General features: G+C 71.5%; 13 protein-coding genes. 3 read left to right on the forward strand and 10 right to left on the reverse strand.

Going from position 1 to position 12,995, the window contains the following annotated elements:
* Positions 1-293: 293 nt before the first annotated feature.
* From mug to ABZ371_RS08885, 6 genes are all read right to left on the reverse strand, one after another.
* Entirely contained in the window at positions 294-842 is a 549-nt protein-coding gene (mug, locus tag ABZ371_RS08860) for a G/U mismatch-specific DNA glycosylase (RefSeq protein ID WP_358675538.1), read from the reverse strand.
* A gap of 21 nt (positions 843-863) precedes the next feature.
* The gene (gene purB / locus ABZ371_RS08865; RefSeq protein ID WP_358675541.1) at positions 864-2,306 is read right to left on the reverse strand and encodes an adenylosuccinate lyase; all 1,443 of its coding nucleotides are present in this window, start codon (positions 2,304-2,306) and stop codon (positions 864-866) included.
* Between the two features lie 162 nt (positions 2,307-2,468).
* A complete protein-coding gene (locus ABZ371_RS08870) occupies positions 2,469-3,305 on the reverse strand; it encodes an SGNH/GDSL hydrolase family protein (protein WP_358675544.1) in 837 nt (278 codons plus the stop codon).
* Positions 3,306-3,637: 332 nt separating this feature from the next.
* Positions 3,638-4,657, reverse strand: a complete 1,020-nt coding sequence (locus ABZ371_RS08875; protein ID WP_358675546.1) for a hemolysin family protein — start codon at positions 4,655-4,657, stop codon at positions 3,638-3,640.
* Positions 4,654-5,991 carry a hemolysin family protein gene (locus ABZ371_RS08880; RefSeq protein WP_358675549.1) on the reverse strand — a complete coding sequence of 446 codons (1,338 nt, stop codon included), beginning with the start codon at positions 5,989-5,991 and terminating at the stop codon, positions 4,654-4,656. The genes ABZ371_RS08875 and ABZ371_RS08880 overlap by 4 nt, the downstream gene beginning before the upstream one ends.
* A 281-nt stretch (positions 5,992-6,272) precedes the next feature.
* A complete protein-coding gene (locus ABZ371_RS08885) occupies positions 6,273-6,740 on the reverse strand; it encodes a GNAT family N-acetyltransferase (protein WP_358675552.1) in 468 nt (155 codons plus the stop codon).
* A 237-nt stretch (positions 6,741-6,977) separates the two neighbouring features.
* On the opposite strand from ABZ371_RS08885, the gene ABZ371_RS08890 reads away from it, so the two are divergent.
* Positions 6,978-7,205 carry an antitoxin gene (locus ABZ371_RS08890; RefSeq protein WP_358675555.1) on the forward strand — a complete coding sequence of 76 codons (228 nt, stop codon included), beginning with the start codon at positions 6,978-6,980 and terminating at the stop codon, positions 7,203-7,205.
* A complete protein-coding gene (locus ABZ371_RS08895) occupies positions 7,202-7,573 on the forward strand; it encodes a fic family toxin-antitoxin system, toxin component (protein ID WP_358675558.1) in 372 nt (123 codons plus the stop codon). Before ABZ371_RS08890 ends, ABZ371_RS08895 begins: the two co-directional genes overlap by 4 nt.
* A gap of 73 nt (positions 7,574-7,646) precedes the next feature.
* On the opposite strand, the gene ABZ371_RS08900 is transcribed toward ABZ371_RS08895, so the two are convergent.
* The 4 genes from ABZ371_RS08900 to bioB are packed head-to-tail and all read right to left on the reverse strand — an operon-like array spanning position 7,647 to position 11,640.
* Positions 7,647-8,324, reverse strand: coding sequence for a class I SAM-dependent methyltransferase (locus ABZ371_RS08900; RefSeq protein ID WP_358675560.1), 678 nt, complete (start codon positions 8,322-8,324; stop codon positions 7,647-7,649).
* 59 nt (positions 8,325-8,383) lie between these two features.
* The gene (gene bioD, locus ABZ371_RS08905) at positions 8,384-9,091 is read right to left on the reverse strand and encodes a dethiobiotin synthase (RefSeq protein WP_358675563.1); all 708 of its coding nucleotides are present in this window, start codon (positions 9,089-9,091) and stop codon (positions 8,384-8,386) included.
* Position 9,092: 1 nt separating this feature from the next.
* Positions 9,093-10,397 carry an adenosylmethionine--8-amino-7-oxononanoate transaminase gene (locus ABZ371_RS08910; protein ID WP_358675566.1) on the reverse strand — a complete coding sequence of 435 codons (1,305 nt, stop codon included), beginning with the start codon at positions 10,395-10,397 and terminating at the stop codon, positions 9,093-9,095.
* On the reverse strand, positions 10,390-11,640 hold the full coding sequence (bioB, locus tag ABZ371_RS08915) for a biotin synthase BioB (RefSeq protein WP_358675569.1): 1,251 nt from the start codon (positions 11,638-11,640) through the stop codon (positions 10,390-10,392). The genes ABZ371_RS08910 and bioB overlap by 8 nt, the downstream gene beginning before the upstream one ends.
* 143 nt (positions 11,641-11,783) lie before the next feature.
* Here bioB and ABZ371_RS08920 point away from each other — a divergent pair, with 143 nt between their 5' ends.
* The gene (locus ABZ371_RS08920) at positions 11,784-12,926 is read left to right on the forward strand and encodes an 8-amino-7-oxononanoate synthase (protein WP_358675571.1); all 1,143 of its coding nucleotides are present in this window, start codon (positions 11,784-11,786) and stop codon (positions 12,924-12,926) included.
* Positions 12,927-12,995: the final 69 nt, after the last annotated feature.

Here is a 12,995-nt window from a genome sequence, read left to right on the forward strand (position 1 = left end):
AGGAGGGGAGCAGGTGCCTGGACGGCACGAGACAAGCCTGGGCAGGGCGGGCCTGAGACTCCCTGGCTGCATCCGGGTATGCCGCAACCGGGCAGCCCGAGCTTGTGGGCAGCCTGCGCCTGTGAGGTGGCAGCGCGTGCGGGGAGGCAGGGCTTGGCCGCCGGACGCCTGAGCTGTGCGCACAGCGCCTCGGTGACGCGCGGCCGGACTGCAGTGGGGCACGGCAGCCCGCGAGGCAGGCGCCGCGTGGGCGAGCGTGACCGGGGCGCGGAAGATACCTGTGCCAGAGGTGGTCACGACGGCGGGTGGGGGCCGGCGGCCGCCCGCAGGCGGGCGTACTCGTCCGCCATCGTCGATACGGTCCAGTGGGCATTGAGACCACTGGGGTTGGGCAATACCCAGACCCTGGCCCCGCCGATGCGCCGCTCCTGCGGACCGATGCGCGCGTGACGTTCGCCGAAGGCCGCGCGGTAGGCGGTGACACCGACCACGGCCAGCCACTCCGGACCCAGCTTCTCCACCTTGGCCGCGAGCGACTTCCCGCCCTTCCGGAACTCGTCCGCGCTGATCTCGTCGGCTCGGGCGCTGGCTCTCGCGACCACGTTCGTGATGCCCAGTCCGTACTGCGGCAGCTCGGCCTGTTCCGCCGGCCGGAGCCGCCGAGGGGTGAAGCCGGACTGATGGAGCACAGGCCAGAAACGGTTGCCGGGGTGAGCGAAGTGGTGGCCCGTGGCAGCAGACGTGAGGCTGGGGTTGATACCGCAGAAAAGCACGATCAGGCCGCCCGCGACCACGTCGGGAACGACGCGGTCGCGGGCGGCGAGAAGCTCCTCAGGAGTCATCCGACAGGAAGGCCGACGATGTCAGAGGATGGAGCCGGGAGCGTAGCCGGCAGCTTCCGGGTGCTGCTTGGTGATCTCCTCGATCCTGGAGACCAGCGCGGTGACCTGGTCCCCGGCCGCACCGGTGAACGAGAGCTTGTCGGCCATCAGAGCGTCGAGCTGCTCACGGTCCAGCGGAATACGCTCGTCGGCGGCCAGCTTGTCCAGCAGTTCGTTGCGTTCGGCGCCCTGCTCCCGCATGGCGAGAGCCGAGGCCACCGCGTTCTCCTTGATGGCCTCGTGGGCGACCTCGCGTCCGACGCCGGCGCGCACGGCACCCATGAGGACCTTGGTCGTGGCGAGGAACGGCAGGTAGCGGTCCAGTTCACGTGCCACGACGGCGGGAAACGCGCCGAACTCGTCCAGCACGGTGAGGAAGGTCTCCAGCAGACCGTCGAACGCGAAGAAGGCGTCCGGCAGAGCCACCCGGCGCACGACGGAGCAGGACACGTCTCCCTCGTTCCACTGATCGCCCGCCAGTTCACCCGTCATCGACGCGTAGCCGCGCAGAATCACCATCAACCCGTTGACGCGCTCGCAGGAGCGGGTGTTCATCTTGTGCGGCATCGCGGACGAACCGACCTGACCGGGCTTGAAGCCTTCGGTCACGAGCTCGTGTCCGGCCATCAGCCGAATGGTCTTGGCCACCGACGACGGCGCCGCCGCCAGCTGGACCAGCGCGGTCACCACGTCGTAGTCGAGCGAGCGGGGGTAGACCTGGCCGACGGAGGTGAAGGCCTGCGCGAATCCGAGATGTCCAGCGATCCGCTGTTCCAGTTCCGCGAGCTTCCCGGCGTCACCGCCGAGCAGGTCCAGCATGTCCTGCGCCGTGCCGACCGGACCCTTGATGCCTCGCAGCGGGTACCTGCCCAGCAGGTCCTCCAGACGCCCGTACGCCACCAGCAGCTCATCCGCCGCGGTCGCGAAGCGCTTGCCCAGCGTGGTCGCCTGGGCTGCGACGTTGTGCGAGCGACCCGCCAGGACCAGCTCACGGTATTCGGCCGCCAGCTTGCCGAGCCGGGCCAGGACCGCGACCGTACGGTCCCGCATGAGCTCCAGCGAGAGCCGGATCTGCAGCTGTTCCACGTTCTCGGTGAGGTCCCGGGACGTCATGCCCTTGTGGACCTGCTCGTGGCCGGCGAGGGCGTTGAACTCCTCGATGCGCGCCTTCACGTCATGGCGGGTGATCTTCTCGCGTTCGGCGATCGAGGCCAGGTCGACCTGGTCGATCACTCGCTCGTAGTCGGCCAGCGCGGCGTCGGGGACCTCGATCCCGAGATCCTTCTGAGCGCGCAGCACCGCCAGCCACAGCTGACGTTCCAGCTTCACCTTCTGCTCGGGGGACCAGAGGACGGCCAGCTCGGTGGAGGCATAGCGGCCGGCCAGGACATTGGGGATGCGAGGCTTCGCAGACACAGCAGTCACGTGTCCGGATTCTACTGGCGGTTTCTGCAGGCCGGAGCCGCGGGCCGGTGTGTGCGTTCCTACGAAGGCGGGAGTAAGTACTTGCCGCCGCCCCGCACCACCACTGACCGGAGCCGCACGGAGCCGCACGGAGTCTGCCGCCTGCCCGCCTGCCGCGAGCCGTCAGCCGTCGAGCCGGCGCCAGCCGGTTACCGGCCCGGGGGTTGCTCCGTCCTCCGGCGTGACCCAGAAAGCCTGCCCGAGTCCTGCGTCGAAGTGGGCGCCCGCCCGCCCGTCGCCGGACGAACGGCCGGTGAGTCTGCGGCCGATCCAGGGCAGCAGGTGCTGGCGGGCGAACCGGACGTCGTCGACCCGCCTCCGGGCCCAGCGGGCGGGTGCCGATTCGGGCATGGGCGTCTGCCAGTCGCTCTCCGGCGGGAAGCCAAGGGTCTGCCACACCGCTTCAGCGACCCTGCGGTGTCCTTCGGAGGTGAGATGCAGCCGGTCGACGTCCCACATGCGGGGATCGGCGAGCGAAGGAGCGCCGTACAGATCGGTCACGAGCGCTCCGTGGCGTGCGGCCAGATCGTCGATCAGGGCGAACACCTCCTCCATGCGGGGCCGGAAGCGCTCCATCACGGGGCCGTTGCGCCCGGGACTGTGCATGAGGATCAGCACCTTGCACGCCGGTGCGAGACGCTCCACGGCCTCCTCCAGCCGAGCACGCACCATGGCCATGTCGCACTTGGGTCGCAGGGTGTCGTTGAGCCCTCCGACGAGCGTGATCACGTCCGGCCGCAGTGCTGCGGCGACGTGGACCTGTTCCTCGACGATCTGGCCGATGAGCTTGCCGCGTACCGCGAGGTTGGCGTACCGGAAACCGGGACTGCGGGCAGCGAGCCGGGCGGCGAGAACATCGGCCCATCCGCGGTAGGAGCCGTCGGGCAGCAGGTCCGACATGCCCTCCGTGAAGGAGTCGCCGACCGCGACGAGACTGGTGTACTGGGCATTCAGTTCCATGGCGATGCGATCGTACCTCCGTGGCAGGAGACCGCGGACCGCAGGCGTCCGACGTGTGACGCCGGCCGTCGGAAGGGAGACCCGAGACCGCCGGACAGAAAACGGGAATCGGGAACCGGAAAACGAGAACCGGGAAACGAGGACCGGAAAACGGGAACACGGGAGATCGGACGACCGCGGAAGGGACCCGCGACACGGACGGCGGCCGCCGCGGCAGGTGTCCGACATGGCGCCGGCCCATTTCGAGGGGACGCGCCACGCGGACGCGGAAGGGGGCACGACCGGAGCCGCGCCCCCTCCCGCGCCCTTCCCGTGTGTCCGTGGCCTGCGGGTCAGCGGGCCTGCGCCCTGCCCACCAGTTCACGCAGGACGTCCTCCATCGTGACCATGCCGGCCACCCTGCCCTCCTCGTCCAGCACGGCCGCGAGATGGGTACGGCTCCGGCGGAGGGCCGTCAGGACGTCGTCCAGAGGCGTCACCGCGCGCACCCGGGCGATCGGCCGCAGAGCCGTCACAGGGAACGGGACATCGCGGGGTGCGGCGTCCAGGGCGTCCTTCACATGCAGGTATCCGATGATCCGACGCTCGCTGTCCATGACCGGGAAGCGCGAGAAACCCGACTCGGAGGAGAGTCGCTCCAACTCCTCCGGGGTCGTGCCCACCCTCGTGTACAGCACCCGGTCGACGGGCATCAGCACGTCCCGGACCGGGCGGCGGCCCAGCTCCAGTGCGTGACGGAGCCGCTCCGCGGAACGGTCGTCGACGAGCCCGGCCTCCCCGGCGTCCTGCACGAGGCGAGCCAGTTCGTCGTCCGAGAACGTCGCGGACACCTCGTCCTTCGTCTCGACGCGCAGGAGCTTCAGCAGGACGTTGGCGAACGCGTTGACGGCGAAGATGACGGGCCGCAGCGCCCGGGCGAGAGCCACGAGCGGTGGCCCCAGGAGCAGGGCTGTGCGGGCGGGCTCGGCCAGCGCGATGTTCTTCGGCACCATCTCGCCCAGCAGCATGTGCAGGTACGTCGCCACGGACAGGGCGATGACGAACGAGATCGGGTGGACCAGACCGTGCGGCACGCCCACCGCGTCGAAGAGGGGCTCCAGCAGGTGCGCGAAGGCGGGTTCGGCGACGATACCCAGGACCAGCGTGCACAGGGTGATGCCCAACTGCGCGGCGGCGAGAAGGGCCGACACGTGCTCGAGACCCCAGATGACGCTTCGCGCCCGCCGGTTCCCGGCCTCGGCCGCAGGCTCGATCTGACTGCGGCGTACGGAGATCAGGGCGAACTCGGCGCCGACGAAGAAGGCGTTGACGACCAGGGTCAGCAGGCCGATGAAGAGCTGGACGGCGATCATCGTTCGTCCTCCGACGGCTCGTCGCTGCCGGGCAGCGGTGCGTGGAGCAGGGCCCGCGCGGCGCGATGGCCCGAGGCGTCCACCACGTCGATCCGCCAGCCGGTCAGCTCGACGGTGTCGCCGACCACCGGGATGCGGCCGACATGTGTGGCCAGGAGCCCCGCCAGGGTCTCGTAGGGTCCGTCCGGCACGCGCAGCCCGATGGTGCGGAGCTGGTCGGTGCGTGCCGCGCCGTCGGCGGACCAGAGCGTGCGCCCGTCCGCGTCCTCGCCGGCGGGCGCCAGGTCGGGCGTCTCGTGTGGATCGTGCTCGTCACGCACCTCGCCGACGACCTCCTCGACGATGTCCTCGAGGGTCACGACGCCCGCCGTGCCGCCGTACTCGTCGATGACGACGGCCATGGCCAGCTTGCCGGACAGCCGGTCGAGCAGGCGGTCCACGGTGAGGGTCTCCGGCACGAGAAGGGGTTCGCGCAGCATGTCGGAGATCCGCTTGCGCGGCCTCTGCTCGGCCGGAACGGCCAGCACGTCCTTGATGTGCGCCACCCCGACGACCGTGTCGAGATTGCCCCGGTAGACGGGGAAGCGCGACAGGCCGGTGGCCCGCGTGGCGTTCGCCACGTCCTCGGCGGTCGCCTGGACTTCGAGGGCGGTCACCTGGACCCGCGGTGTCATGACGTTCTCCGCCGTCAGTTCGGAGAGGTTGAGGGTGCGCACGAAGAGTTCGGCGGTGTCCGCCTCCAGCGCCCCTTCCTTCGCGGAGTGGCGTGCCAGCGCCACCAGCTCCTGGGGGCTGCGGGCGGAGGCGAGCTCCTCGGCCGGTTCGAGACCGAAGCGGCGCACGATCCGGTTGGCGGTGTTGTTGAGGTGACTGATGAACGGCCGGAAGACTGCCGTAAAGCCGCGCTGCGGGGTGGCGACCGCCTTGGCGACGGCCAGCGGTGACGAGATGGCCCAGTTCTTCGGGACCAGCTCGCCGACCACCATCAGGACCACGGTGGACAAGGCGGTGCCGATCACGAGTGCCAGCGAGGAGGCGGCCCCGGGCGACAACCCGGCCGCCTCCACCGGACCCCGGATCAGTGCGGCGATGGACGGTTCCGAGAGCATGCCGACCACCAGGTTGGTGACGGTGATGCCGAGCTGTGCGCCGGAGAGCTGGAAGGTGAGGCTGCGCACGGCCTTGAGCGCGCCTGCCGCGCCCCGCTCGCCCCGTTCGACGGCGCGTTCGAGCTCGCCGCGCTCCACCGTGGTCAGGGAGAACTCCGCCGCCACGAAGGCGCCACAGGCGAGGGAGAGCAGCACCGCCACGAGGAGCAGAAGTACTTCGGTCATCGGTTCACCTCCGTCCCATGATCGGGCAGGGTCAGGAGGTTCGCTCGACGTCGGCGGTATCGACTACTGGGAGGCTCGCCCATGGGCGGACGCTCACACCTTTCAACGGGAGGGACGATGGACGTTCCATAGTAAAGGACGGGCAAAGTGAGAGGTGACGCGGAGGGTCTCGGCCGCCGTCGGCGCCCTCGTGCGCCGACGCCCTCACCCTCGGCGCGCAAGGCGGGCCACCCCGCCGGCGGAGCCGCGCACGGGCACGGCGTCCATGCGCCTCCTGCCCCTCACCGGGATCCTGTAACCGATTCCGGCCGGACCGGGCGGCCGGGGCTCCGCAACGGCTTCACCCAGCGCCGCCAGTGGTCCTCACGGTGGAAGCCGGCCGATGCCCACGTGCGGTGGGCCCGGTCGTTGTCCTCGAGGACCATGGCGTCGACCCGGCGACCGCCCAGGGCGGTGAACCGTCGCTCCACGGCTTCGGTCAGGGCGGTGGCGATCCCCTGGCGGCGGAAGTCCGGACGGACCGCCAGCCGGTAGACCGAGCACCGCCAGCCGTCGAAGCCCGCGATGACGCTCCCCACCAGAACCCCGTCCCGCTCGGCGAGAAGCAGGGCCTCGGGGTCCCTGGAGACGAGCCGGGCCACCCCGTCGTGGTCGTCACTGATGCTCGTGCCCTCTGCGGCTTCGCGCCAGAAGGCCAGCACGCGCTCGATGTCGGTGAGTCCGGCGCAACGGATGTCGAGATGGCTCATGGGGTGAGTCAAGCAGAGTGCCGTGCGCCCGAGGAGGTGTGCTCGCGGGTCGGTGGCCTCCGGCTCGCCGGGAGGCACCCGCGCGTTCCCGCGGCCCGGCTCCGTCTCCGCCGCCTCTTCTGCCTCCTTTTTCGCCTCCGCCGCCGTCCGTCGTGCGTGTACGGGGCACCTCCCGCGTGTACGGGGCACGTCTTCCTCCTCTTGCTCCTGCTAGCGCGTCGGCGCTAGCGTTGACACGTGCCCAAGACCCAGCTGAACGTTCGAGTGGACGAAGCCACCGCCGAAGCGGCGCGTCAGCGCGCGCTGCAGCGGGGGATGAGCGTGAACCGCTACATCGAGGAGCTCGTCAAGCAGGATGCCGGCGAGGTGGGACACACGTTCGTCGAGGCGGCCGCCGACTTCATGAAGCAGTACGAGTCGGTGTTCGCCGACGAGTTCGGCCCGGAGCACAAGGGCACCCGTTGAACCTCCGGATCGACCTGTCCTGGCTGCTCATGGTCGCCGAGCACAAGACGCCCGGTGATCCCCAGGTCGTCGACTGGGGCGCCCTCGTCGCCGCGGTCAGCCGTCACGAGGCGGAGATCTTCGGCAGCCCTGTCTACAGCGATCCGCACTCCCGGGCGGCAGCACTGCTGCAACTGCTCCTCCACGTGCCCGCCCTGGAACACTCGAACGCGATGTTCGCGTCCGCCGTCGCCTACGGCTACCTGGTGGCCTCGGGGCTGAAGGTCGTCACCTCTCCCGAGCAGGTGCGTGACCTGGCCAGGGTGGTGAAGGACGGCAAGTCCGACGTGCGGGCCATCGCCGAGGAGCTCCGCCGGTGGAGTCTGTGACGGACCGCCCGTTCGGTGCCGGTCCGTCTCGCCGGGGATCAGCGCCCTGCGTGCCGGCGCACGGCGAGGCGCGTCAGTCCGCCCCGAAGGGCCGGTGGGCGACCCCGAGCACACACGGTGTCGTCGGCAACTGCACGCCCCTCTCCGGGATCCGCAGGCGCCGGCAGGTGACCGGCTCGAAGCCGGCCGCCTCGATCGCCGTCACGGTGTCCCGGGCGGTGTGGCAGCCACCGAAGAGCAGCGGCCAGACCGTACGGTCGGCCACCCGCTGGGCCACTGCCAGCGTGCGCCCCGGAGCGAGCGTGTGCTCGAAGAAGCGCAGCTCGCCGCCGGGCCTCAGCACACGCCTGATCTCGGCGAGTGCCCGCGGCAGGTCCCGCACCGTGCACAGAACCAGCGAGGCGACCGCCACGTCGAAAGCCTCGCTCTTCACCGGCAGCGCCTCGGCCGTGCCCGGCACCACGTCGACCGGGACCTCGGCACGCAGCCCCGCGGCGGCTGCCAGCCGGCGCAGACGGCGCTCCGGTTCGATCGCGACGACCTCGGAGACCGACCCCGGGTAGTGCGCGAAGTTGAGGCCGTTGCCGGCCCCGATCTCGATGACCCGCCCGGAGACGCCGGACAGGAGCTCCGCGCGGTACGCCGCGACGCCGGCCTTGAGGTCGGCGGTCACGCTCATGCGGGCGTAGAAGCGGGAGAACACCGGGTGGTGCACCGCGTCCCGCGGGATCTTCGTGCTGCGCAGACGCATGACGGACCTCCTCGGGGGCCGGGGTACCACTCCTTCGATTGTCCCCCGTGCGGACCCGCTCAGCCCCTCGCGGATCCAGTCGGTTCCCGCCGGTGGCCACCGAGCTCCGGCGCCAGCCAACTCGGTGCCCTCGTACGGAACTCAGCGGGAGGCAGTGCGCCCGCCCCGGCCGGGACACAGCCCAGGAGGGGGGCGCCCGCGGAGACCGGAAGGTCCTCGACGTTGCACCGGGCCGCCAGGTCGGGTTCGGCCGGCATGCTGCCCACCACGACTCCCGGGCACGTGAGGCCGCGCGCCCTCAGTGCCTCCGCCGTCAGCGCCGTGACGTTGAGGGTGCCCAGCCCGGCGGGCACGACGACGAGCACGGGGGCGCCCATCAGCCGGGCGGCGTCCGCGAGGGTGGACCCCTCGGCGTCGAAGCGCACGAGCAGCCCGCCCGCGCCCTCGACCAGCACCAGATCGTGGTCCGTCGCGAGCTTCTGCGCCGCTTCGGCGACCTCGTACGGCCGTACGGGGGCGAGGCCGGACCGACGCGCGGCCGTCTCCGGAGCCAACGGTTCCGGATACCGGGCGAGTTCCACGGCCGTCACGTGGCTCCCGGCCAGCCGTGCCACCTCGGCGACGTCGCCGGGCATGCCGGGGTCCAGGCCGGTCTGGGCGGGCTTGAGAACCGCCACCCGCCGGTCCCGGAACGCCGCGGCGACAGCCGCCGTCACGATGGTCTTGCCGATCTCGGTGCCCGTGCCGGACACCACCAGAACAGTCATCTCAGCCTTCCCGGGCCGCCGCGCACACGGCCCTGCAGATCCGTGCCACGTCGTCGTCACCCGTGACGTACGGCGGCATCGTGTAGACGAGGTCACGGAAGGGACGCAGCCACACCCCTTCGCGGACCGCGGCCCTCGTCGCGGCTCGCATGTCCACCTCGTGGTCGAGTTGCACGACGCCGATGGCGCCCAGCACCCGTACGTCCCTCACCCCCGGCAGGCCGGCTGCTCCGGCGAGCCCCCGCCGCAGCCCCGCCCCGATGCGCTCGACCTCCTGCCGCCAGTCCTGGCCGAGCAGTACGTCCAGGGACGCGCAGGCCACCGCCGCGGCCAGTGGGTTGCCCATGAAGGTGGGCCCGTGGGCCAGCACCGGTACGTCGCCGGCCGAGATGCCCTCCGCCACGCGTGTCGTGCACAGCGTGGCCGCCAGTGACAAGTATCCGCCGGTCAGCGCCTTGCCGACACACATGACGTCCGGGGAGACGCCCGCATGGCCGGCCGCGAACAGCTGTCCTGTACGGCCGAACCCGGTAGCGATCTCGTCGAACACCAGGAGGACGTCGTTCGCGTCGCACGCCTCGCGCAGTACCCGGAGATAGGCGGGCGAATGGAAGCGCATCCCGCCCGCGCCCTGCACCACCGGCTCCACGATCACCGCGGCCAGCTCCTCGGCGTGACGCGCGACGAGCTCCCGCAGGTGCCGCACGTACGCCTCGTCGGGCTCCGCGTCGAAACCGTCGGGCGGTGCGTCCGCGAAGACCTGGCGGGGGAGCGCGCCCGACCACAGCTCGTGCATCCCGCCATCGGGATCGCACACCGACATCGGCTGCCAGGTGTCGCCGTGGTAGCCGCCACGCCAGGTGAGGAGCCGGGTCTTCGCGGGCCGGCCGGCCGAGCGCCAGTACTGCAGGCACATCTTCACCGCGACCTCGACCGAGACGGAGCCCGAATCCGAGAGGAAGACGTGTCGCAACGGCTCGGGAGTGATCTCTACCAGCCGGGCCGCCAACCGGACCGCGGGCTCGTGGGTCAGTCCCCCGAACATCACGTGGCTCATCCGGCTCAGCTGGTCGCGCGCCGCCTCGTTGAGGACCGGGTGGTTGTAACCGTGCACGGCCGACCACCAGGACGACATCCCGTCCACCAACTCGCTCCGCCCCTCGGCGGGTTCCGCGAGACGGAGCCGTACCCCGGACGCGGACTCCACCACCAGCGGTTCCTGCCGGCCGGGCATGGGGCCGTACGGATGCCAGACGTGGGCCCGGTCCAGGGCACGGAGCTCCGCGGGCGCGAGCGGATCAGGCATTGGGCGCGAGGTCCGTCCCGGCGCCGCGACGGCGCACCGCCACCAGGTCCCTGCGCACGCCCGACGGGGCCTCCGCGGCGTCGGCGGGAGCCGGGACGGCGGCGTCCTCCGGAGCTGCGGAGGCCGACGTGTCCTGCACCGACACCTCACCGCACGGGCCGCAACCGCCGGCGTGGGAACCGCAGGCGCCCTCGGAACCGCAGCCGCTGTGGGAGGAGTCGCAGCCGCCGCCGGCCTGCGCACGGTGGCCGGGCAGCGTCGTGGTGCCCGCTCCCTCGACCTCGAAACCGGCATCGGCGATCATGTCGAGGTCGGTCCGGCCCGACTGGCCCTCACTGGTCAGGTAGTCACCCAGGAAGATGGAGTTGACCAGGTCCAGGGCGAGCGGCTGCATCGAGCGCAGGTGGACCTCGCGCCCGCCCGCGAGCCGCACCTCCACGTCCGGGCAGACGAAGCGAACCATCGCCAGGATGCGCAGGCACCGCTGCGGAGTGAGGTGCCATTCCTTGGCGAGCGGGGTCCCCTCCATCGGAATGAGGAAGTTCACCGGCACGGAGTCGGGGTCGAGCTCACGCAGGGAGAAGACGACGTCGACGAGGTCGGCGTCGCTCTCGCCCATCCCCGCGATCAGACCGGAGCAGGCGGAGAGCCCGGCGGCCTGGGCCTGCTGCACGGTGTCCACCCGATCGGCGTACGTGTGGGTGGTCGTGATGTCCCCGTACGTCCCCTCCGACGTGTTGAGGTTGTGGTTGTACGCGTCGGCGCCCGCGGACTTCAGGCGGTCGGCCTGCCCCTGGGAGAGCAGTCCGAGGCAGGCGCAGACCTCGACGTCCTCGTGCTGCTCCTTGATGGCCTCGATGGTCCGCGACACCCGGTCGACGTCCCGGTCGGTCGGCCCGCGGCCGCTCGCGACCAGGCACACGCGCTTCGCCCCGCCGGCCACGCCCGCCGTGGCGGCCCTGGTCGCCTCCTCCGGCTTCAGCCACGTGTACTTGAGGATGTCGGCCTTGGAGCCGAGCCGCTGCGAGCAGTACGAGCAGTCCTCGGGGCAGAGCCCGGATTTCAGGTTGACCAGGTAGTTCAGCTTCACGCGCCGTCCGAACCACTGACGGCGCACCTTTCCGGCCGCGGCCACCACGTCGAGCAGTTCGTCGTCGGAGGTCGCCAGCACGGCGAGCGCCTCGTCCCGGGTCGGCGATTCGCGCCGCAGTCCCTTGTCCACCAGGGTGTTCAGGAGGTCCATGGCCCTGATCCTGACGTACGGCACCGGCATCGGCCAAGGAGGAACCGGACAGGAGAGACGGTCGAGGGTGTGTGTATTGCCACACCCTGACCTGCTGCGCACCCCGCTAGGGTCTGTGAGCTGCCTACAAAAGGGACCGTCCCATGCCCTACGATCCGTTCGCCTGGCTCGACGAGGAGGCGCGCCGCCGCGCGGACGCCGGACTCGTCCGGATCCTGCGCCCCCGGCCCGCCGAACCCCAGCTGCTCGACCTCGCGAGCAACGACTACCTGGGGCTGTCCCGCCATCCCGCCGTGACCGAGGCGGCGGCCGAGGCGGCCCGGACGTGGGGCGCCGGAGCCACCGGCTCCCGGCTCGTCACCGGATCGACCGCCCTGCACGCCGAACTGGAGCGGGAACTGGCGGAGTTCTGCGGTTTCGAGTCCGCCCTGGTGCTCTCCTCGGGCTACGCGGCCAATCTCGCCGCCCTCACGGCGCTCGGCGGGCACGGCTCACTGATCGTGTCCGACGCGCGCAACCACGCCTCGATCGTGGACGGCTGCCGGCTTGCCCGGGCGGGCACCGACGTCGTCCCGCACGCGGACCCGGAAGCGGTGCGCAAGGCGATCGGTGCGCACGGCGGGCGCGCGTTGGCCGTGACCGATTCGGTGTTTTCCGTGGACGGTGACGCGGCCCCGCTGGCCCGTCTCGCCGAAGTGTGCCGGGAGGCGGACGCGTCCCTGCTGGTGGACGACGCACACGGCCTCGGAGTCCTGGGCGAGGGCGGCCGGGGTGCGCTCGCGGCGGTCGGCCTCGCCGGCGGTGAGGGCATCGTCGCCACGCTGACCCTCTCCAAATCCCTCGGGAGCCAAGGCGGTGCCGTCCTCGGCCCGGCGCGGGTCATCGACCACCTGGTCAACACGGCCCGTACGTTCATCTTCGACACCGGCCTCGCACCGGCGGCCGTCGGTGCGGCCCTGGCAGCCCTGCGGTGCCTGGGCCGTGAGCCGGAGCGCGCGGGCAGGGCGCGGGCCGTCGCCGCCGAACTGTACGAACGGCTGACCACGGCCGGCCTGGCGGCCGTCCGCCCCGACGCCGCCGTCGTGTCCGTACGCGCACCGTCCGCCGGTGCGGCGGTGCGCTGGGCGGCGGACTGCCGCACGGCCGGAGTCGCGGTCGGGTGCTTCCGCCCTCCGTCCGTACCGGACGGTGTCTCCAGGCTGCGACTGACCGCACGGGCGGACCTGACACCCGACCAGATCGAGACCGCCGTGGCCACGGTGGTGGGTACGGCGCCTCCCCGGTGACCTGACCCGGCGGGCGGCGGTCCCGCCGATGAGGCGGCCGCACCCGCGCGTGCCCGCGTGCCCCGGAGG

It is taken from the genome of Streptomyces sp. NPDC005899 (assembly GCF_040629645.1).
In the GTDB taxonomy this organism is placed as follows: Bacteria; Actinomycetota; Actinomycetes; order Streptomycetales; family Streptomycetaceae; genus Streptomyces.

What these genes read in the sequence shown, in the direction of transcription:
- bioB (WP_358675569.1), bottom strand. Translation starts at nt 11,640, where the DNA reads ATGGACCTCCTGAACACCCTGGTGGACAAGGGACTGCGGCGCGAATCG.
- ABZ371_RS08920 (WP_358675571.1), top strand. Translation starts at nt 11,784, where the DNA reads ATGCCCTACGATCCGTTCGCCTGGCTCGACGAGGAGGCGCGCCGCCGC.
- ABZ371_RS08910 (WP_358675566.1), bottom strand. Translation starts at nt 10,397, where the DNA reads ATGCCTGATCCGCTCGCGCCCGCGGAGCTCCGTGCCCTGGACCGGGCC.
- ABZ371_RS08875 (WP_358675546.1), bottom strand. Translation starts at nt 4,657, where the DNA reads ATGATCGCCGTCCAGCTCTTCATCGGCCTGCTGACCCTGGTCGTCAAC.
- ABZ371_RS08880 (WP_358675549.1), bottom strand. Translation starts at nt 5,991, where the DNA reads ATGACCGAAGTACTTCTGCTCCTCGTGGCGGTGCTGCTCTCCCTCGCC.
- ABZ371_RS08870 (WP_358675544.1), bottom strand. Translation starts at nt 3,305, where the DNA reads ATGGAACTGAATGCCCAGTACACCAGTCTCGTCGCGGTCGGCGACTCC.
- ABZ371_RS08885 (WP_358675552.1), bottom strand. Translation starts at nt 6,740, where the DNA reads ATGAGCCATCTCGACATCCGTTGCGCCGGACTCACCGACATCGAGCGC.
- bioD (WP_358675563.1), bottom strand. Translation starts at nt 9,091, where the DNA reads ATGACTGTTCTGGTGGTGTCCGGCACGGGCACCGAGATCGGCAAGACC.
- mug (WP_358675538.1), bottom strand. Translation starts at nt 842, where the DNA reads ATGACTCCTGAGGAGCTTCTCGCCGCCCGCGACCGCGTCGTTCCCGAC.
- ABZ371_RS08900 (WP_358675560.1), bottom strand. Translation starts at nt 8,324, where the DNA reads ATGCGTCTGCGCAGCACGAAGATCCCGCGGGACGCGGTGCACCACCCG.